Genomic DNA, 19,081 nt, shown 5'->3' on the forward strand with positions numbered 1-19,081 from the left:
ATTACCCGTCAATAAACCAAACGCAATCATAATGAAAATAAGCCGATTAAGAACTGCCTGGATAGTCCTCGCATTATTTTTTTATACAACAGTAGTGAGTCTGCGTTCTATATTTAAATATTATTTCAGTACACCAACCCGACCTTGGGTAGATAAAACCATTCATCATTGGATAGATCAATTATTAAATAAAGTAAAAGTAGATTACAAAGTTATCAATGATTTTAACGTCCAGCCTCAGCCTGGAGAGGCAACTATCTTGATGTGCAACCATTCCAGTGCTTACGATATCCCCTTGGGATTCAAAGCCTTTCCAAATAATTCGATCAGAATGCTGGCCAAAAGAGAATTGTCCAGGATTCCCATACTCGGAAAAGGAATGAAAGCAGCTGAATTTCCTTTCGTGGATAGAAAAAACAGATATCAGGCAATTAAAGATCTGGCTTATGCACAACAGCTAATGGAAAGTGGGATTATTATCTGGATTGCCCCAGAAGGCACGCGTTCTAAGGATGGTAAACTGGCTCCGTTTAAAAAAGGTTCATTCATTACTGCCATACAAGCAAAAGCTACAATAATTCCTATAGGCATCAGAGGAGCTTTTGATATTCTTCCTGCCCGATCATTTCAGATTAATCTAAATCAGAAAGCAGAAATTCATATCGGCAAACCAATAAAAGCGTCAGAATTTACAGTTGATAATAAAGACGAATTGATTAATCAAACCTATCAGGCAATTAAAGAACTGATAGGAGAAAAAGATAATTAATAGTTCACTCCATACCCTTTTGGAGTAGTTGCAACTTTCGCCGATAAACCAATTCCTCTTGGATCCGAAGCTGCGGTTAACACATTTTTTTCTTTATCCCAGGTGATGGCCTGCATATCACCATAATTTTGATCAAGTGGCATTAATTGATAGCCCATTGACTTTAATCCCTCCTGGATGAATTTCGGAAACGTATCCGGCTCAAATTGAACCAGATCGGGTAAATATTGATGATGAAAACGCATGGCAGAAACCATACTAATCGCTCCATATCCATCATTAAAAAGTAATGAGGCAATTAATACCATGGTAGGGATTCTGCTCCCACCGGGAGTACCTAAAATAGCGACGCGACCAGGTAGTTCAAGAAAAGTAGGTGTCATGCTGGATAAGGGTTTTTTACCGGGCATTATTTCATTTTTATCACTACCCACGATACCAAAAACATTTTCAACTCCGGTTTTGGTTGAGAAGTCATCCATTTCATCATTGAGTAAAACTCCAGTTCCCTCGGCAACGACACTGGAACCAAAAATAAAATTCACCGTCATTGTTGCAGCAACTCGGTTTCCTTCAGCATCAATAATTGAAAAATGTGTTGTCGTTGTCTTCGATTTTTGTGCAGAAGTTTCACCCTTTAATGCCTTACTGGAAATTGGTTTATCAGGAGAAATTAATGTACTTAATGATTTCGCATTTTCTGCGCTAATTAAGTTATCTACAGGGATTGTTACAAAATCAGGATCCCCTAAAAACTGATCTCTTTGCCAATACGCCAAGCGCATTGATTCAACAACATAATGTATCCATTGAATTTTGTTAAAGGTATCTAATGGAAAATTAGCTAAAACATTGAGCATGGTTAATAATGCAACTCCCCCTGCTGATGGAGGAGGAGCAGTAATAATTAACATATTATGATAGGCCCCAATTAAAGGCTCTCTCACCTTTATTTGATATTGAGCCAAATCTTCCAGGGTCCAGATTCCACCAGCGGCATTAACGCCTTTAACCAATCGTTGCGCTGTTTCACCTTGATAAAATCCCTTTTCGCCATGCTCTGCTATAAGATTTAGAGTGTGTGCCAGATCAGTTTGAACCAGTCGGTCACCAAGGGCATAAGGTTGACCGTTCTTTAAGAATATGGCTGCGCTCGCAGGATATTTTTTTAATTGATCCATCCGATCAAACATCGTTGAAAAATCGATAAATCGTTCGTCAACGGGAAAACCTTCTTTCGCCAATTTAATCGCTGGTGCCAGGGTTTTAGTCAGCGGAAGACGACCAAAATTTTTGGCGATATAAACCAGGGCAGCAGGCTCTCCAGGTATTGCAGCTGCCAGCCCTCCGTTTAATGATAATCCAGGTTTAACACTACCGTCCTGGTCCAGAAACATATTCTTTGAAGCTGCTTTGGGAGCCACTTCTCGACCATCAATAAAAATGTTTTTATGGGTACGTTCCTCATGCAATAACCAAAACCCACCGCCCCCTAATCCAGAATGATAAGGCTCGACTACCGCCAAAGCCGCAGTAACAGCTACAGCGGCATCAAATGCGTTTCCACCTGCAGCCAGAATCTCCAGGCCAGCATTGGTCGCTAAAGGATGAGCGCTTGCTATCGCATAACCAGGGGGTTGATTAGGTAATGTATCCGAACATACCGGAGAGGTACAAAAAATTAAAAGAAGTAAACTATTAAACCATTTAGTCTTGAGTTTCATTTCGTCTCTTATTTAGTTCCTTAACGACGCCGGGAGGAACAAATTGGGAAACATCACCATTTAAAGCAGCGATTTCTCGTACCAAAGTAGATGAAATAAACATTAAATTTTCAGAGGGAGTTAAAAATAATGTCTCTACCTCCTTCGAAAGTTTTCTATTCATACCGGCTAGTTGGAATTCGTATTCAAAATCAGATACAGCACGTAATCCACGTAAAATAATACCTGCGTTTTGTTCAAGAACAAAATCAATTAATAAACTATCAAATCCCACCACCTGAACACCCGGGAAATGACCAACAGCTTCTTCCAGTAAGCGAATTCGTGTTTCCAAAGCAAGGTAAGGTCGTTTCATTTTATTGCTTGCTACTGCCACTGTAAGTTCTGGAAAAATTCGCGCGGCACGAGAAATAATATCTATGTGACCGTTGGTTACGGGATCAAATGTGCCTGGGTATATTGCTTTTTGTTTCATATCTTTTAACACTGATTGCATATAAATGCAGTCTAGCGTATTGTTAATTGAAAAACTACAGAAATGGAATTGAGGTGAGCAATGAATGCATTAAAACGTTGTGCGATTGTATCTGTTTGTTTTCTAACTGCGTGCGCGCCGCCACGCCCTGCTGAAGAACTTCCAACGAATAAAGTTATTCCGCTGGCTGAGCGTAAAGCAGAAACTGCTACAGTTTCTTCATGGGACATTAAAGGTGCTTTAGCTGCCAAAAGTAAAACAAAAGGTTGGTCAGCTACCATGAATTGGGTACAACATGGCCCTGGATCATACCAGATTCGATTGATGGGACCCTTAGGTGGTGGTACAGTGCTGATTAACAAAAGCGGCGGCACGGTCACATTCCAGGACGGGCCAAAAACATCTACCTCCAGTAATGCAGATGAGTTACTCCTGAAACAAACTGGAATTCGTCTTCCAGTAAATAACCTGTACTATTGGGTTAGAGGATTACCGGCTCCTGGCGGGGTTCAATCTGAGAAACATGATCAATACAATCATCTGGTTCAATTAAGACAAAATGGGTATACCATTGATTTCACAAAATATACTTCTGTGAAAGGCATCGATCTGCCCAGCATGATTCGTCTTGAAGGAAATGGTGTTATGATTAAAGTTGTAATAAAGAACTGGACCGTTTAACAGCATAAACAATTAAGTTACCCGCAAAATAAGTACTATTTGCGGGTAACTATCGATGAGTACACCAGCTCATTTCTGCTGCTGCTAAAAGGTTAAAAAGTCATTTGAATTTAAATTTAATAAATTATTTGCTTTCTAAAGTTGACATCATCCAAAAACCACTGCAAAATACGCAGCACATTGCAGGGATGATAGCAGTTTTATCTCATGGACGATGTAAGAATCTACAAATTTTAGGGGTGTCGCCAAGCGGTAAGGCACAGGGTTTTGATCCCTGCATACCTAGGTTCGAATCCTAGCACCCCTGCCACTTTCTTGTTGATTCAACCTAGAAAAGTAGTTGAATCTAGGTACAAGTAAACAGACGGCAGAAGATACCCTGGAAGGATGCGTTCTTCGTATCGCTCAAATAATAATAATATCTTTCTGGCTGTCTTCTGCTATGTGTTTAAGTTAAGCGATTAACCTAAATCTAAGGCTTTTTACACATGTCCACGATGATGATTTTTACCGGGAATGCTAACCCTGAATTGGCGCTTAAAATCTCCTCTCATCTACAAATACCTATTGGTCAGGCGACCGTTGGTACGTTCAGCGATGGGGAAACCATGGTCGAAATATTAGAAAATGTCCGTGGTAAAGATGTTTTTGTTCTTCAATCAACCTGTGCGCCATCCAATAACAATCTAATGGAACTGCTGATTATGGCAGATGCCCTAAGACGCTCTTCAGCGGGTCGTATTACTGCTGTCGTTCCTTATTTTGGTTATGCTCGCCAGGACAGACGGGTTCGTTCTGCACGTGTTCCAATTACAGCAAAAGTAGTTGCGGACATGATGGCATCGGTAGGAATATGTCGCGTACTGACTGTTGATTTACATGCCGATCAGATCCAGGGCTTCTTTTACATGCCCGTTGATAACGTCTACTCAACGCCCATTCTTATTGAAGACATAGCAAAACAAAATCTGAATAATATCATGATTGTCTCACCTGATGTTGGTGGCGTAGTAAGAGCACGAGCTGTTGCTAAAAGACTGGATGATGCTGAGTTATCCATAATTGATAAACGTCGCAGCGGCCCCAATAAATCTGAAGTAATGCATATTATTGGTGAGCCAGCAGGCAAAAACTGCATCATCGTTGATGATATTGTGGATACAGCAGGAACTCTGTGTTCAGCCGCACATGAACTTAAAAAAAATGGGGCTCAAAGTGTCAGAGCTTATATCACGCACCCAGTATTATCTGGTCCTGCGGTTAAAAATATACGACATTCTGGTCTTGACGAGGTCGTTGTGACCGATACCATCCCTTTATCTGCCGAAGCTCAAAGTTGTGAAAAAATACGTGTAGTCAGTCTTGCTGACATGCTAGCGCAAGCGATTAAACGAGTGAATGTTGAAGAGTCCGTCAGCTCAATGTTTGCCGAATAAAATTAGTACACTTGAGTAGAATCCCGCAAATGATAACAATCAGATGCGGGGTACACGATCTGTTAAGAACTCTTAAACCTTAGCCTCAATATACCTGAATAATCCCGTCAAAATGATTATGTAATTCAAGATGATAACCTATCGTTGCAGGTAGCACTGATGAAGTTATTTCATACAATCTTCAGAGCCTTTTTAAAAAATGTAACCGTGTTTATTATTTTGATTACATCTACAGCTGCAGCGGCGATTCCGCAATAGAAAATGAAATGTATTTATGTGATGATCCACATCAGGAAAATTGCCACCTTCGCGGAAGGTGACAAAGTTGGAGAGTGATGCGCAATCCTCGCAAGCAAAGTCGTCCGGTGTGTGCACATGCGATCTATGCAAGCATCAACTTCCTATGCAAGCGAAAGCACCGTCGCCCTCCGCGAAGGCGGAGGGCCCAGGAATGGTGCACCTTAAAGAGGTATAATAGACCCTCCGCCTTCGCGGAGGGTGACGAAGTTGGGGGTGATGCGCAATCCTCGCAAGCAAAGTCGTCCTGTGTTTGCACGTGCGATCTATGCAAGCATCAACTTCCTATGCAAGCGAAAGCACCGTCGCCCTCCGCGAAGATGGAGGGCCCAGGAATTGTAAGTCCAAATGGAAAAAATATGGAACAATATTCGTATGTGTACATTGTAACAAATAAAAAAAACGGAACTTTATATGTTGGAATCACATCAAATCTCATTAAGAGAGTATGGGAACATAAGAACAAAGCTACTGAAGGTTTCACAAGCAAGCATGGTTGTACACGTCTGGTTTATTATGAACAACACACCGATATCCTTGAGGCAATAAAACGAGAAAAAAGATTAAAAAAATACCTTAGGGCTTGGAAAATAAACCTAATTGAGTCCATCAATCCCAAATGGGACGATTTGTACCTAGATATTTGTCGTTAAAGATGAATAATGGACCCTCCGCTTTCGCGGAGGGTGACGAAGTTGGAGAGTTATTTACCATCCTTAAACCAAAGTCATCCTGTGTAAGCACTGGTGCTCTAAGCAAGTATTGGCATCCTCTATAAGAATGGGCGCCCTATGCAAGTATCAGCACCCCATGCATGCACCGTCGCCCTATGAATGCCCCGTCGCCCTCCGCGTAGGCGGAGGGTCCAGGAATGGTACGCCTTAAAGGTGAATAATGGACCCTCCGCTTTCGCGGAGGGTGAAGAAGTTGGGGAGTTATGTGCCATCCTTACAAGCAAAGTCATCCTGTATAAGTTACCGGTGCTCTATGCAAACATTGGCATCCTATATAAGTATGGACGCCCTATGCAAGTATCAAAGCTCTATGCATGCACCGTCGCCCTCCGCGAAGGCGGAGGGTCCAGGAATGGTGCGCCTGAAAGACGAATAATGGACCCTTCGCCTTCGCGGAGGGTGACGAAGTTGGGGAGTTATTTGCCATCCTTACAAGCAAAGTCATCCTGTGTAAACACCGATGCTCTAAGCAAGTATTGGCATCCTCTATAAGAATGGGCGCCCTATGCAAGTATCAGCATCCTATACAAGTATCAGCGCCCTATGAATGCACCGATTCCCTCCTCGAAAGTGGCGCTAAGAGAAAATAAGTCCAAAAGAAAAAAAATCATGAGACAATCTTCATCTGTGTGTATTGTAACAAATAAATATAGACGAAAATTTATACATTGGAATAAGATACAATCTCAAAAAAAACATGAAGGAACTTAAGAATATTGCTGATGATTTGTAGTTTAAAATACAAATTAATTTAATAAATATAAATTATTACATTTCTTGTGAATCGTAAGATACAAGAGTTACGCAACAACTCATCAGGGATCAAATCATCCAGCAAATATCCTTATTTCAAAAATAAACACCCGTCCTACTTGATTAAATTTGAGGCATACATTGCGAACATACTTGATGAATACCCTGTTCTTTATTTCTAATAAGCATTAGAGAAATAATCGACATGACTGAAACTGCTATCAAATAAACAGCAGGTATCGTCGCCATGCCGCTATAGTAAATGAGTGATAAAGAAATAAATGGAGTTAATCCGCCAAATAAAGCAAATCCAAGATTATAGCTCACTGCTATTCCACTATATCGAATAGTCGTAGGAAATAATTCACTGAGTAATCGCGGTATTATTCCAGCAGATAAACCTAGTAAAAATGCACTTGCCAAAAAGGCCAGAGTATAAAACTGGGGATAATAAACATAAATGGAAAATATGGGATAGGCAATTACAGCCGTCAGAATTCCAAGCGCCATCACCAATTTTCTTACAGGAATACGATCGGTTAAATAACCAAAAAAAATACTCATCGCTGAACCAATCGCTATCGCCAATGTTCTTTCCCAGACAAAAGCATCTGCTGGTAAATGAAGTACTTTTGTGAAATAGGCAGGAATAAATAAAAACAGAGAAGTCACTATGACCGCGCACATTGCAGCAAAAAAAGTACCGGCAATTACCACTGTAAATTGCTCTTTAAACACGGTGATAATGGGAAATTTTTCAACTTTATTTTCAATTTGTAAAAATTGTGCGGATTCATGCAAATCTTTTCGCAATAAATAACTTAATAATCCAAAAAAACCACCAATAATAAATGGGATTCGCCATCCAAACAACTGCATTTGTTCATCGGAAAATAGCGAGATAATCGACGCATGCACTACGGATCCTAATACGATACCGGCGGTTAACGCGCCAAATATAATGCCACAGGCAAAACCTTTATTTTGAGTAAATGACTCACTGACATAGGTTATTGCTCCTGGAATTTCTCCTCCAATTGAGAGTCCCTGGATAATTCGTAAACTGATAATAAGAACCGGTGCAATTATCCCTATTCGTTCATAAGATGGAATGAATCCGATTCCCAATGTAGCTAGTGCCATCATGAGTATGGATATGGTAAAAGTTACTTTTCTTCCGATACGGTCGCCAAAATGACCGAAAACCACGCCGCCAAGAGGTCTTACCAAATAGCCTATGGCAAAAGTTGCAAAAGTGATTAACAGGCTTACAAGCTCGTTGGTTGCGGGAAAAAAAGCCTTTGAAATATAACTTGCGAATAATGCAAAGATAATAAAATCATAAAACTCTAAAACTCCGCCTAAGCTGGATAGAATTAATAACCTATTCTGATCTTTCTGCATTATTTTTTCCTTAAAATAATTCGTTTAAGATAAAACGATTCCCTAGTTCAAATGGTATAAAGATGACTCTTTCTTCATGGCAAATATATTAGCTCGCAGAGAGTAACTTAATTTATCTGAATGGGCAAACCTGATTTCTTTATCAATACTTCGTTCATACCATAAAACTAATCACTGTACATCATTACAAAATATTCAATACGATTCATTGATTTCAATCAATTAGCTATTAATACAGCACACTCCATGAGTTGGTCAAATTAATATAACTTAAAGAATATTTTATGATTTGAGTAAATAAATTCGGACAGATTTTAGGTGATGAAGTAACTAATTGGATGCCTAAAGAACGACCTGGGAAGCTAAATGCGTCACTTCTAATCTTCTTCATTTTTCCTTTGGTCTAACATTCAAGGAATACTCAGAAGCAGAGCGCTCCTCCAGAAACAAAAAAGGGAGCCAAGCTCCCTTTTTTGTATTTAAATATTTTTAATCACGAGTTCCAACATATTTATCATCAAAATAACGTCGTAATTTTGTTCTTAATGTTCCACGACTAATTCCCAGCATAATAGCAGCGCGGGACTGATTGTACTTACAGTGTTCCATAACTGCACGAAAGAGAGGGGTCTCAATTTCTTCAAGTACAAACTGGTATAAGTCAACAGGATCAGTTCCCTTAAGCTCTGAAAAATATTTTTGTACTGAGTGAGTTACGCTCTCGGCTAGTGAAGCAGTGGTATCCCCTGCATCATTACTGATTGTTGTCATTATTATTAGCTCCTCCTTTTAAAAGCAGTATATTACCGAATTGAGCAATTCGAGACAAGGGCAGAACACCAAAAACTATATTAAAATTCAATATTTAATGTTACCACCATCAACAATTGCTTTTTCAGAAATCCTTTCTAACTATAAAATCGGATAAGCTGTAATAAACAGCTTATCCAGGTTCAAGCAGGTATTAAAATTTTAACATGGATGGATCAAATGGTTTGCCGTTAACTGTGACTTTACCTTGATCCAGGCTGACTTCAACAACATAGTCAGAGCCATCTACTGTAATCAAACCGGATTGCTCCAGAGTTGCAATTTGCTTGTCAGTTTGCATAGCAGCCAGTTGCTCTGATGTTGGCGCAGTTGAATTTGCCTGAGCTGTATTACCTTGCAGTTGTTGAATCAACGCTTGTTGCATTTCAGGCTGATTTGCCATTTGTTGCATTAATGATTGCTGCATCAATTGTTTAACCACAGCAGTTGGAACTCTTAATTTAGCATTCCCTTGAACTTTCTGAATCAATTCAAAAGGATTGGTGGTATCGCCTTTGGGTAGAGTAACCAATAAGCTGCCGTCAATAGTACCTTCAGGTAACTTGAGACTTAGTTTTGAAATTTCAAACTCAGCACCCTTGGTGAATAATTTAGGTAACTCGGGAAGCATAGCCATCATCGCCTGTTGGCGTTCAGCATCTGTTCCATTTTGCATTGCTGTTGCCTGCTGATTAATACGAGCAAGAACATCTGCATCAAGATTACGTAAAGAAACCTCAATCTGTCCTGGACCATAAGACTTTCCATTAGCAAATAGAGATTTTAGATCAGCACTAAAGTGAGTACTAAAGAGACTTTGTTCAATATCACTGCTTGAGCTTAATGAAAGCTCATTTATTTCAAACATTTTTTGATCTTTTACAGAAACATCAAAAGCAGGTAATGAAAAACTGGCTTCACCTAGATATAACCCGGCAGGAGTTTGATGTAAATCAAATTCGCTGGTTACTTTACCCAAGGTGATTTTTGTATCGTCTTTAGCGATTTTCATACCAGAAATTACTATGTCACCATCTACTTTATTCATATTGGAAGACATTGACGTTGTGCTTTCCATACCCATCCAATCAAAATTACCGGTGCCATCTTTAGAAATTAATTTGAAGGACGGAAGGGACAATTCAACGGTACTATGATTTAAGTAGTTTACAAAAATACTTAAATCCAATTGAGGCTTCATAGAATCTTTAGAAAACATTTCATCAAATTGTTTATTGTATTGCTCAGGAAATGGAAATACGGTTTGAGCATATCCCATACCAAAACGTAAACTTTTATCAGCAAGAATAAATGGGCCGTGGTGAATTACAATCGGCATATCCATTTGATAATCTTGCGCTGCAACTGTTTGAGATTTACCATCAGCATCTTTAACAACACGCTCAGGAACATGCAAACGCCATTTTATTTTGGCATCAGAACTAAACCAACCTCTATTGTACTGCTCAATATCAGCAAAAAGACCATTAGATTGATTAATTACTTGTACGTTGTTCTTAATGGTTCTTTCAGTAAGAACTCCCATGCCATAATATCCGCCCAGGACTAAAACAGCCAGGATAATTATTAATCCTGTAAGTTTTTTCATTATTATCTCCATGTGATTAGTTTGCGACTAGCGTTACTTTATTGCAGCAAAGCGCTGGGCAAAGTATAGCAGTAAATAATATAAGAGTGCGACAATCTGTTGAAAGAAGATTGAATCTTAAAGAAAAAAGTGAGATTGAATCTCGACTTCATGACCATATTTGTATCGGGATGGTGATTTAAAATGCGTATTATATGAAGTTACTCCGCCTATGCCCTTTAATGAACGCCTCGGACCTGATTTCATATCTGCAAGTTTCAACCACATTTATTACAGGGTGGTTTGACAGGTCTGGATTCAAAGCTGGGCAAATCAGGCATCTAATTCCAGATTAACAACACGTACTGCAATTCCGAGTGTGACCGTAGGTGCACAAATGATGTTGCGTGTTGCAATAACAGTAGGATCCGCCTGCTCGTCTGCACGGTTCAAATACATTTTTACTGCAATACTCATAGCTATGGATTCTTCCACTAGCGTTGTATGTATTGCTTTGATTGCCATGATAATGCGGATATCCTGTATCATGAGCCAGCTGGATACCCTGTAAAAAAATTTGCTCGTTCGATTCATCAGACACGCATGATTGTAAGAGATCGTTGAGGTTGGTTACAGCCTGGGCATTGACTGAAATTGAACAAAATGCCAGTCCAATACTTAAACACAGTATCTTCAATGTATCCATTTGAGTTCTCCATGAAATGATTAATATCATATTCAAATCAATGTTACAGACTACATTATAGCAGACACCTGTTTAAATTTTGCACAGAAGAACATAACGAAATGATTAATATAAGTAAAAATTTTATACTTCCGTTTGATTCTCCCAAAAGTTAAATTCATCACGATTATTTTGTGATTCAAAACCAGAAAATAAGACCTATAAAAAGACGCGGCGCTACATCACGCAACGACCGCAAAAAAGCTCCGGGCGATATTCAAAGTGCATGGTGTCATAGTGATACCAACGGCCGCCCCATATAAAACAATGGCGTTCAAAAATATCGATGATGGCTTGGGGCATTCGATTTTTGTAAGGAATCCTGGAAGCTAATGAATTATTTTGGGTAAAAAACCAGTAATCCCCAAAATCGACATTCAAATCGATTGCAATACCGAAAGAGTGCGGACTTAAACGATGAGTGCCAGCAATATTGCGATAGAGGAAGGTTCCACCGATATTTGTAAAATACTTGTGATAGGGGGCAGGCAACTGTTCTAACGCATGAACCACCTGTTTTAAGGCTTGGGCAGCACCGTTTTGTTTGTTAAATTGAACCCCTTTTACATTGGAATTCGAAACCCAATTGATGGAGATCAGGTTATTACGTACTTCTCCTCTTGTATTGCCATAGACTAATTTCAACAGTGGTTCATTACGAATTCTTCCTGGATCTTCATTATAAGCAGGGGGTACATTGATGGAACGAAATGCAGGATAAGCAAGAGTTTGCATATCCTTCAAATCTGGTGAATTCAGCATCTCAGTAAATGATTTTGATTTTCCGTCATTCCAAACCAGAGTTTTACCAGACATGGTTTGAACAAATTCACCATTTTGATCAACAGCTGAAGGATAAGCCTTAATAAAGCATTGTTGATTAGCTCTTGCTTCTCTAGCATATACAGGACTCTGTATTATCAAAGAAAAACTCATTATCAATATGAAATGAATTTTCGAGTATCTCGTGAAGCTATTGCGTGACGTCCTTTTCCTTTGGATAAACATATAACAATCCTTCCCCCACGTCTCAATCAATTGGATAGGCCAGTGCTTGAGGTTTCCCGTTTTCCCACAAATGCAGCACAAAGTAGCAATGAGTTCTCTAAATCAGTGTAACTCCATTCATTACATATCTCCATTTTTTCACAAGGAACTTGTGTGTTATTCAGCATCGCTTAGTTAAACATAAATTGGAAAGGAAGTTGCAAATACGCAGGTGGATTTTGTTATATAAAATCAATGGACTTAGATAGTTGATACTCTAGAATGTGAATAAATTAATTCAAATACATGTACTGGAGCAATTGGTTATAAACATGTTTTTATCGAACTGGCTTACAATAGGTTTCCTTAATTGTAAACGATAAAATTAACGCTACTAGAGAGCATATGGGTAATAATTTTAGGCCGGCCTGAAAATCAGTAAGCAACAGAGATTCCACATTGTACGCTCGTGATCCGGAAACCATATCCACTAATCGACCAACCAGAGGCTGTAACAGAGCGCCAACAAAGATCGACGTCATATTGGTAAACGCTATAGAAGTACCAACCACATTTCTATCATGTAACTCAGTTGATACCGCATAGGCAATGGCGACACCAGTATTGGTCAATCCGAAAGCAAAAAATAACAAGTATGCTGTAGTTTGGTTCATATCAGGATAAAAAACAAACAGGGAAGTAAATATCACTCCGAACACAGCAGATAGAATCATCAAAGGTTTACGCCGTCCCATTTTGTCTGATAACCAACCGGATAAAGGACCGCTTATACCCCAGCCAATGAAAATCAGACCCGTTGCAAAAGCTGCGGCGTGCGCTCCCAATCCCCGGCCAAATTGCAAATAAGCAGGCCCAATCGCTTCGCCTATTACTGCCGTTGGCCCAAACAAGAAGCCCGCATACAAAGCATTAAGCCAGGTTTGACGACTCGAAAGAATAATTTTTAAACTTTGTAATATGCTGATTCTATTAACTGATCGCACTTCATGCCGTTGGGAGCCTGGTCTATCTTGCACAAATTGATATAACAACCCAGCCAGTGCAATAAATAAAAAAGCAATAATTAACATGCTGTGCCGCCAACCAACATTGCTCACTAAAAATGAAACAGGTGCTTCTCCAGCTGCAGCGCCAAGCATACCCAGAGATTGGGTTAAACCGGCTAATAACCCCAACATGGTAGGAGGAAACCATGAAGTCGCCAAACGAAGTGAACACACGAACGCAAAGGCAGCGCTAAAACCAATTAACATTCTGCCTATTGACGCCATCATCAAACCGTCTGCAAGACCAAAAACACAACAACCAAAAGCCGTTACCAGAGACATTACGGTTAATAGCCATCGGATACTTAATCTATCTACTGTTAATCCAACAGGGATCTGCATAAATATGTAGGGTATATAAAAAGATGCAGTCAGGATTCCAAAACCGGCTTCATTTATCCCAAAATCAATTTGCAAATAGCGGTGCATTACACCGGGAGCAACACGTGCTAAATAATCAGAAAAATAAAAAGCAGCAGCCAAGCCCCAAACTAACCAGGCGAATCCCAAATAGTTTTTACGGTTATAAAGTTCCACTTTAGATGCATTCATTTTGTTCATAAGCTCTCTACTTATAACAGTCCAGTGCAATTTCCAATGGTATCAAGCGGGATTGAGTCATCTCTAACTGTCAACATTAAAATAGCAGGCTGCAAATACTCTTCCTGATACCCGTAAGGGCTAGCCAAAAATCTGATTATTATCCTGTTACATCAGGATTTGAATGTTTCATATTGAACCAAAAGAAAACAATCAAATGCCATAATTATTTCAACACTGGACAAATAATTAGCAAAATCAAACGTACATTATACTGTTGTTGTAAGTTATTTCAACACATAGTTTGATTTCATTTTATTGTTATTAGCGATACAAACCAGAGTCAGGTATAATCATTTTTTTTTTATGAAATTTAAAATGAATAGTCTGAACTTAGCAATTAAAGAGGCACTAGATACTTCTGGCAATATGAAAGAGGCAAATAAAGCCTACCTCGAATTTATAAAAGCAAACTTTATTATACCTGTAGAACATGACTCAGAGGACGAAAGTCCAGAGGTATTGTTTCTGGTAGAAAACAATCAAACCTTTCTTCCTGTGTTCACTGAAATGAGCTATCTGGATGCCTGGGCAGCAGAAATAAGTACCCGTATAAAATTGCTTAAACTTTCGGGAGTAGATTTGCTCAAAGGAATTGGTGAGAATGTGACCGTTTGTCTTGATATTGGAAGTGAACACTATAAGGAATTTATTCCTGCTGAAACAGCACGAATGCGATCAATGATTTTAAAATTATTTAAAGATTAAATTCATCTCCGCAAGGTATACGAAAAACCCCAAAGACGAACCAAAAGTATTTATAATAAGTTCATTTTTCGTAAGTTCTGATCCAATTGAAGAAGCATTAATTCATGCTCTTCAATTGAATGCGAACGTTCACGCTACCAGTTCAAGTAATTGGTATCCAACTATTGCTGAAGCAGCTATCGCACCGCTAATTTCAAAGACTAAAGATAAAAAACTATGTTTGTGACAATACTGTTGATCGTTTGCAGCTAATTCTTTATCAAGAATTATATCCCCATCATCCAAACTAGCCATATCAAATAATGGCTTTTCTCCATACGCTCCGGCCCACCAACCTTCTAGCCATTGTTCTGCTTCTTGAGAGCCTGCACGGAACGGATTATCTTCCTCTTCGACCTCTGAAAGTGCACATTCATAACCAAAGATATAACACTCTTCATAACTTGGATGTTCAATGTTAAATCGTAATTTAATGTGTGGTAATAAGGCTGTTGTGTCGTTCATAATAATCCCCTCGCTATGTATCCAGTATATAATGTACTATCTTCAACTCCGTCTACTCCTAGTTGTTTATATTAAAACTATGTGCCTCATTCACATGAATTACAAACATGGAATTCTCACACTTAAATCAATTTTACGACTTATTTATACACCCTGCTTTCGAAGATAAATTATTTACATTTTCTTGACAAAAATCTTTTATTTATCCTGAAAATAAAAATCAACGATTACAAATATTGTTTGATTTTATTTATAATAAGCAACTATCAGGCCAACTTTTTAAGTTGTTGTTTATTTTGACATTTAGCAGGAATTACAAACCCAATTATCAGAAAACTTGCTCAAGTATATTTAACAATCAAAGTGACTGACTACCTGCGCAAACGCGGTAAAATCCAAAGAATACAGGCGAGGAATTTTGAAAAGAAGCCCGAGAGCTTCACTGCACGCTCAAACTGAGTAATCCCCTCTTCATTTATAAAACCGAAGACGAAAATTGATACTGAATAGTAGATAATCCTCCTCGGAAGAATTATGAGGGGATACCTCAGCTCACACGTGTAAAGGTTAGCAATCCAATTTACTTATTGCAGTACCATGGGTATGCCTGTTCAATTTTGTGGGGATTGCTGAGCACCTTTTACACTATAACTTTAGAGTAATATTTACCTCTACATAAAATGTTCCAGCTTCCGGCAATTTCTGCCGGTTATGGGGCAAGCCTTCTAAGCATCCAATTTGTTCCGTCGCGATAATAATGGATTCGGTCATGCAATCGATTGTCACGTCCTTGCCAAAACTCGATTTCGTCGGGAATAACCATATATCCACCCCAGTTTTCAGGCCTGAGTATGGGCGCCTGACCATGTTGCTGGATTAATTCATTCAATGCATTTTCCAAGGAGGCTCTATTTAAAATTTCCCTACTTTGCGGCGATACTATCGCGCTAAACTGACTTTTAACAGGTCGAGAGGAAAAATAAGCATCAGATTGCTCCCTGCTCACTGTTCTTACTCGTCCTCGAACACGAACCTGTCTTGCCATTTGAGGCCAATAAAAATTAAGTGCCGCATAAGGATTGTTGTTCATTTGCAGAGCTTTTGCGCTATGGTAATTCGTGTAAAACACAAAATTCCCATCTTCCAAACCTTTTAATAAAACCACTCGAGAATCTGGACATCCTTTTTCATCAACAGTTGCCAGCACCATTGCCGTGGGATCATTTTTTTCATTTTGCAAGACATCTTCAAACCAAAGTTTAAATTGAGCAATAGGATCCTGCTGAGCTGATTCCTCACTCAAACTCAATTCACCATAATCCCGTCTTATATCCGCAAGACTTCTAAAGTTACTCATAAAACACCATTCCAATTAAGATTGGAAACAATTATACGCTCTGGAATTAATAATTTGCGAGAAAAGAAATTGTGAAATTAATAAATGAATTTTTGTAATCGTGCACCATGGCTTAAAATGCTGATGAAAAGCTACAGATGGTTACAATTGAACATAATGGGAAATGGTAGCAACTTAATATTAAGTTACTACCAAATGTATTTACCAACCAGTAACTTCAGCGATTGCATCACCCAAGTCAGCAGGAGATCTCACCGTTTTTACTCCAGCAGCTTCAAGCGCAGCATATTTTTCTGCTGCAGTACCTTTACCACCAGAAATAATTGCTCCAGCATGACCCATACGCTTACCGGCAGGGGCTGTCACACCGGCAATATAAGAAACTACGGGCTTACGAACATGAGCCTTGATGTATTCAGCAGCTTCTTCTTCAGCAGAACCACCAATTTCACCAACCATGATAATTGCCTGTGTTTGTGGATCTTGTTCAAACAAAGCCAAGGCATCAATAAAATTAGTTCCAGGAATGGGATCGCCACCGATTCCTATACAGGTACTTTGACCAAATCCTTTGTCTGTAGTTTGTTTCACTGCTTCATAAGTTAAAGTACCAGAACGAGAAACAATACCGACTTTACCAGGTAAATGTATTGAACCCGGCATAATTCCAATTTTACATTCTCCAGGAGTAATAATCCCGGGACAGTTAGGTCCAATTAAACGAGCATCGGTGTTATTTTCCAGATAAACTTTTACCTGCAGCATATCCAATACAGGTACACCTTCAGTAATACATACAATCAGTTTAATCCCAGCTTCGGCAGCTTCTAATATAGAGTCTTTGCAAAATGGAGCAGGAACGTAAATAACACTGGCATCAGCCCCGGTTACTTCAACTGCTTCTCGCATGGTATTAAATACAGGCAATCCCAAATGAAGCTGTCCACCTTTTCCAGGTGTAACACCCCCAACCATTTTCGTACCATAAGCGAGAGCTTGTTCGGAATGATAAGTTCCCTGTTTGCCCGTAAATCCCTGGCACAACACTTTGGTTTGCTTATTAACTAATACACTCATTGTTAACCTCGTAATTTTGTGGTGTTACCGCATCAATAGTACTCTCAAATGCTGATTAGAAACCCGGCCCAATGCGTCACAATCATGAATACTATTTATCATCACCAGTTCAGGTTGGGTAATAAACCCAACCTCAGTTCTATTGATGCAGTAACTCTAAATTTTATATTAAACTCAGTAAAAGTTGTTCTATTAAGCTACAGCCGCCACTATTTTCTTGGCCGCATCGGTCAAACTCGTAGCAGCGATAACATTCAGATCGCTCTTATTTAAAATATCTGCGCCCAATTGAGCATTATTACCCTCAAGCCGAACAACTACAGGTATTTTTACATCCACTTCTTTCACTGCAGCAAGAATCCCATCCGCAATCAGATCACAACGAACGATACCGCCAAAGATATTAACCAATATACCTTTTACCTGTTCATCAGATAATATGATTTTCAGCGCTTCACTGACGCGTTCCTTGGTAGCGCCACCGCCAACATCAAGGAAATTTGCAGGCTCGCCTCCATGCAGTTTAATTACATCCATGGTTGCCATAGCTAATCCCGCACCGTTAACCATGCATCCAATCGTTCCGTCTAGAGGAATATAATTTAATTCCCAGTCACTGGCGCGATTTTCTCGTTCATCTTCCTGGGTTGTATCCCGCATGCTTTTCAATTTAGGCTGTCGATATAGCGCGTTGCCATCAATATTAATTTTGCCATCCAAACAGATTAACTGACCTGTTTTAGTCACAACTAATGGATTGATTTCAAGCAGACTTAAATCACACTCTACAAACATTTTACCTAATCCCATCATTAAGTGGGTAAATTGCTTGATTTGGTCGTCTTCTAAACCCAATTTAAAAGCAGTATCACGACATTGGAACGGCATAACGCCGACTAAAGGATCTACAATTACCTTAAATATTTTTTCAGGTGTTTCTTCGGCAACTTTTTCAATCTCAACACCACCCTCAGTGGAAGCCATAATCACAACGCGACGAGTTGCTCTATCAACTACGGCACCAAGATACAGCTCTCGTGCAATATCGCAAGTTTCTTCGACTAACACTGAATTAACGGGCTGACCTTTAGCATCAGTTTGATAAGTCACCAAATGAGTTCCTAATAATGATTTGGCTACTGCTGCCAACTCATCTTTGGTAGAAACAAGTTTAACTCCACCCGCTTTACCCCGTCCGCCAGCATGAACCTGGGCTTTAACTACCCATCTGGGTGTAGATAATTGTGATGCTACCTGTAACGCATCTTCCACATTATAAGCCACTTCACCACGAGGAGTCGGTAAATTATAACTTGCGAATAATTGCTTGGCTTGATATTCATGTAAATTCATTGTGATTACCTT

The 19,081-nt window shown here is 39.3% G+C and carries 17 protein-coding genes and 1 tRNA gene; 6 read left to right on the plus strand and 12 right to left on the minus strand.

Features of this window, described 5'->3' with window-relative positions; all coding sequences use genetic code 11:
* Positions 1-31 precede the first annotated feature (31 nt).
* Complete coding sequence (locus tag Lqua_RS02650; RefSeq protein WP_058472746.1) at positions 32-769, plus strand: lysophospholipid acyltransferase family protein; 738 nt, start codon at positions 32-34, stop codon at positions 767-769.
* Here Lqua_RS02650 and ggt read toward each other — a convergent pair.
* Positions 766-2,493, minus strand: a complete 1,728-nt coding sequence (ggt, locus tag Lqua_RS02655) for a gamma-glutamyltransferase (protein WP_058472747.1) — start codon at positions 2,491-2,493, stop codon at positions 766-768. The two genes, Lqua_RS02650 and ggt, sit on opposite strands and share 4 nt — an antisense overlap.
* Complete coding sequence (coaD, locus tag Lqua_RS02660) at positions 2,477-2,989, minus strand: pantetheine-phosphate adenylyltransferase (RefSeq protein WP_058472748.1); 513 nt, start codon at positions 2,987-2,989, stop codon at positions 2,477-2,479. The genes ggt and coaD overlap by 17 nt, the downstream gene beginning before the upstream one ends.
* A 60-nt stretch (positions 2,990-3,049) precedes the next feature.
* On the opposite strand from coaD, the gene lolB reads away from it, so the two are divergent.
* From lolB to Lqua_RS02680, 4 genes are all read left to right on the plus strand, one after another.
* Entirely contained in the window at positions 3,050-3,649 is a 600-nt protein-coding gene (gene lolB / locus Lqua_RS02665; RefSeq protein WP_058472749.1) for a lipoprotein insertase outer membrane protein LolB, read from the plus strand.
* Between the two features lie 235 nt (positions 3,650-3,884).
* Positions 3,885-3,959, plus strand: a tRNA-Gln gene (locus tag Lqua_RS02670).
* A gap of 178 nt (positions 3,960-4,137) precedes the next feature.
* Positions 4,138-5,085, plus strand: a complete 948-nt coding sequence (locus Lqua_RS02675; protein ID WP_058472750.1) for a ribose-phosphate pyrophosphokinase — start codon at positions 4,138-4,140, stop codon at positions 5,083-5,085.
* Positions 5,086-5,741: 656 nt separating this feature from the next.
* Positions 5,742-6,035, plus strand: coding sequence for a GIY-YIG nuclease family protein (locus Lqua_RS02680; RefSeq protein ID WP_058473060.1), 294 nt, complete (start codon positions 5,742-5,744; stop codon positions 6,033-6,035).
* A gap of 957 nt (positions 6,036-6,992) precedes the next feature.
* On the opposite strand, the gene Lqua_RS02690 is transcribed toward Lqua_RS02680, so the two are convergent.
* From Lqua_RS02690 to Lqua_RS02715, 6 genes are all read right to left on the minus strand, one after another.
* Positions 6,993-8,273, minus strand: coding sequence for an MFS transporter (locus Lqua_RS02690; RefSeq protein ID WP_058472752.1), 1,281 nt, complete (start codon positions 8,271-8,273; stop codon positions 6,993-6,995).
* Between the two features lie 489 nt (positions 8,274-8,762).
* Complete coding sequence (locus Lqua_RS02695) at positions 8,763-9,044, minus strand: helix-turn-helix domain-containing protein (protein ID WP_018576070.1); 282 nt, start codon at positions 9,042-9,044, stop codon at positions 8,763-8,765.
* A 193-nt stretch (positions 9,045-9,237) separates the two neighbouring features.
* On the minus strand, positions 9,238-10,692 hold the full coding sequence (locus tag Lqua_RS02700; protein WP_058472753.1) for a YdgA family protein: 1,455 nt from the start codon (positions 10,690-10,692) through the stop codon (positions 9,238-9,240).
* Between the two features lie 312 nt (positions 10,693-11,004).
* On the minus strand, positions 11,005-11,265 hold the full coding sequence (locus Lqua_RS02705; RefSeq protein WP_058472754.1) for a hypothetical protein: 261 nt from the start codon (positions 11,263-11,265) through the stop codon (positions 11,005-11,007).
* 328 nt (positions 11,266-11,593) lie between these two features.
* Positions 11,594-12,340 carry a M15 family metallopeptidase gene (locus tag Lqua_RS02710; protein ID WP_058472755.1) on the minus strand — a complete coding sequence of 249 codons (747 nt, stop codon included), beginning with the start codon at positions 12,338-12,340 and terminating at the stop codon, positions 11,594-11,596.
* A gap of 401 nt (positions 12,341-12,741) precedes the next feature.
* Positions 12,742-14,022: an MFS transporter gene (locus Lqua_RS02715; protein WP_115148846.1), complete on the minus strand. Its 1,281-nt coding sequence runs from the start codon at positions 14,020-14,022 to the stop codon at positions 12,742-12,744.
* A gap of 366 nt (positions 14,023-14,388) precedes the next feature.
* Between Lqua_RS02715 and Lqua_RS02720 the strand changes: the two genes are divergently transcribed.
* Positions 14,389-14,778 (plus strand): SseB family protein, encoded by a 390-nt coding sequence (locus tag Lqua_RS02720; protein WP_058473061.1) that lies wholly within the window; start codon positions 14,389-14,391, stop codon positions 14,776-14,778.
* A gap of 129 nt (positions 14,779-14,907) precedes the next feature.
* Here Lqua_RS02720 and Lqua_RS02725 read toward each other — a convergent pair whose 3' ends face one another.
* From Lqua_RS02725 to sucC, 4 genes are all read right to left on the minus strand, one after another.
* Positions 14,908-15,282: a hypothetical protein gene (locus tag Lqua_RS02725; protein ID WP_058472757.1), complete on the minus strand. Its 375-nt coding sequence runs from the start codon at positions 15,280-15,282 to the stop codon at positions 14,908-14,910.
* A 709-nt stretch (positions 15,283-15,991) separates the two neighbouring features.
* Positions 15,992-16,639: a pyridoxamine 5'-phosphate oxidase gene (pdxH, locus tag Lqua_RS02730; protein ID WP_058472758.1), complete on the minus strand. Its 648-nt coding sequence runs from the start codon at positions 16,637-16,639 to the stop codon at positions 15,992-15,994.
* Between the two features lie 201 nt (positions 16,640-16,840).
* The gene (gene sucD, locus Lqua_RS02735) at positions 16,841-17,716 is read right to left on the minus strand and encodes a succinate--CoA ligase subunit alpha (protein WP_058472759.1); all 876 of its coding nucleotides are present in this window, start codon (positions 17,714-17,716) and stop codon (positions 16,841-16,843) included.
* A gap of 192 nt (positions 17,717-17,908) precedes the next feature.
* Positions 17,909-19,069 (minus strand): ADP-forming succinate--CoA ligase subunit beta, encoded by a 1,161-nt coding sequence (gene sucC / locus Lqua_RS02740; protein ID WP_058472760.1) that lies wholly within the window; start codon positions 19,067-19,069, stop codon positions 17,909-17,911.
* Positions 19,070-19,081 lie beyond the last annotated feature (12 nt).

This window comes from Legionella quateirensis (genome assembly GCF_001467955.1).
Lineage (GTDB): Bacteria > Pseudomonadota > Gammaproteobacteria > Legionellales > Legionellaceae > Legionella > Legionella quateirensis.

Bases quoted from the DNA above. Each gene is read 5' to 3' on its own strand.
- Lqua_RS02650 (WP_058472746.1), top strand. From the start codon at position 32: ATGAAAATAAGCCGATTAAGAACTGCCTGGATAGTCCTCGCATTATTT.
- Lqua_RS02705 (WP_058472754.1), bottom strand. From the start codon at position 11,265: ATGAATCGAACGAGCAAATTTTTTTACAGGGTATCCAGCTGGCTCATG.
- Lqua_RS02680 (WP_058473060.1), top strand. From the start codon at position 5,742: ATGGAACAATATTCGTATGTGTACATTGTAACAAATAAAAAAAACGGA.
- pdxH (WP_058472758.1), bottom strand. From the start codon at position 16,639: ATGAGTAACTTTAGAAGTCTTGCGGATATAAGACGGGATTATGGTGAA.
- Lqua_RS02690 (WP_058472752.1), bottom strand. From the start codon at position 8,273: ATGCAGAAAGATCAGAATAGGTTATTAATTCTATCCAGCTTAGGCGGA.
- Lqua_RS02725 (WP_058472757.1), bottom strand. From the start codon at position 15,282: ATGAACGACACAACAGCCTTATTACCACACATTAAATTACGATTTAAC.
- Lqua_RS02675 (WP_058472750.1), top strand. From the start codon at position 4,138: ATGTCCACGATGATGATTTTTACCGGGAATGCTAACCCTGAATTGGCG.
- coaD (WP_058472748.1), bottom strand. From the start codon at position 2,989: ATGCAATCAGTGTTAAAAGATATGAAACAAAAAGCAATATACCCAGGC.
- lolB (WP_058472749.1), top strand. From the start codon at position 3,050: ATGAATGCATTAAAACGTTGTGCGATTGTATCTGTTTGTTTTCTAACT.
- Lqua_RS02695 (WP_018576070.1), bottom strand. From the start codon at position 9,044: ATGACAACAATCAGTAATGATGCAGGGGATACCACTGCTTCACTAGCC.
- Lqua_RS02720 (WP_058473061.1), top strand. From the start codon at position 14,389: ATGAATAGTCTGAACTTAGCAATTAAAGAGGCACTAGATACTTCTGGC.
- sucD (WP_058472759.1), bottom strand. From the start codon at position 17,716: ATGAGTGTATTAGTTAATAAGCAAACCAAAGTGTTGTGCCAGGGATTT.
- Lqua_RS02700 (WP_058472753.1), bottom strand. From the start codon at position 10,692: ATGAAAAAACTTACAGGATTAATAATTATCCTGGCTGTTTTAGTCCTG.
- ggt (WP_058472747.1), bottom strand. From the start codon at position 2,493: ATGAAACTCAAGACTAAATGGTTTAATAGTTTACTTCTTTTAATTTTT.
- Lqua_RS02715 (WP_115148846.1), bottom strand. From the start codon at position 14,022: ATGAATGCATCTAAAGTGGAACTTTATAACCGTAAAAACTATTTGGGA.
- sucC (WP_058472760.1), bottom strand. From the start codon at position 19,069: ATGAATTTACATGAATATCAAGCCAAGCAATTATTCGCAAGTTATAAT.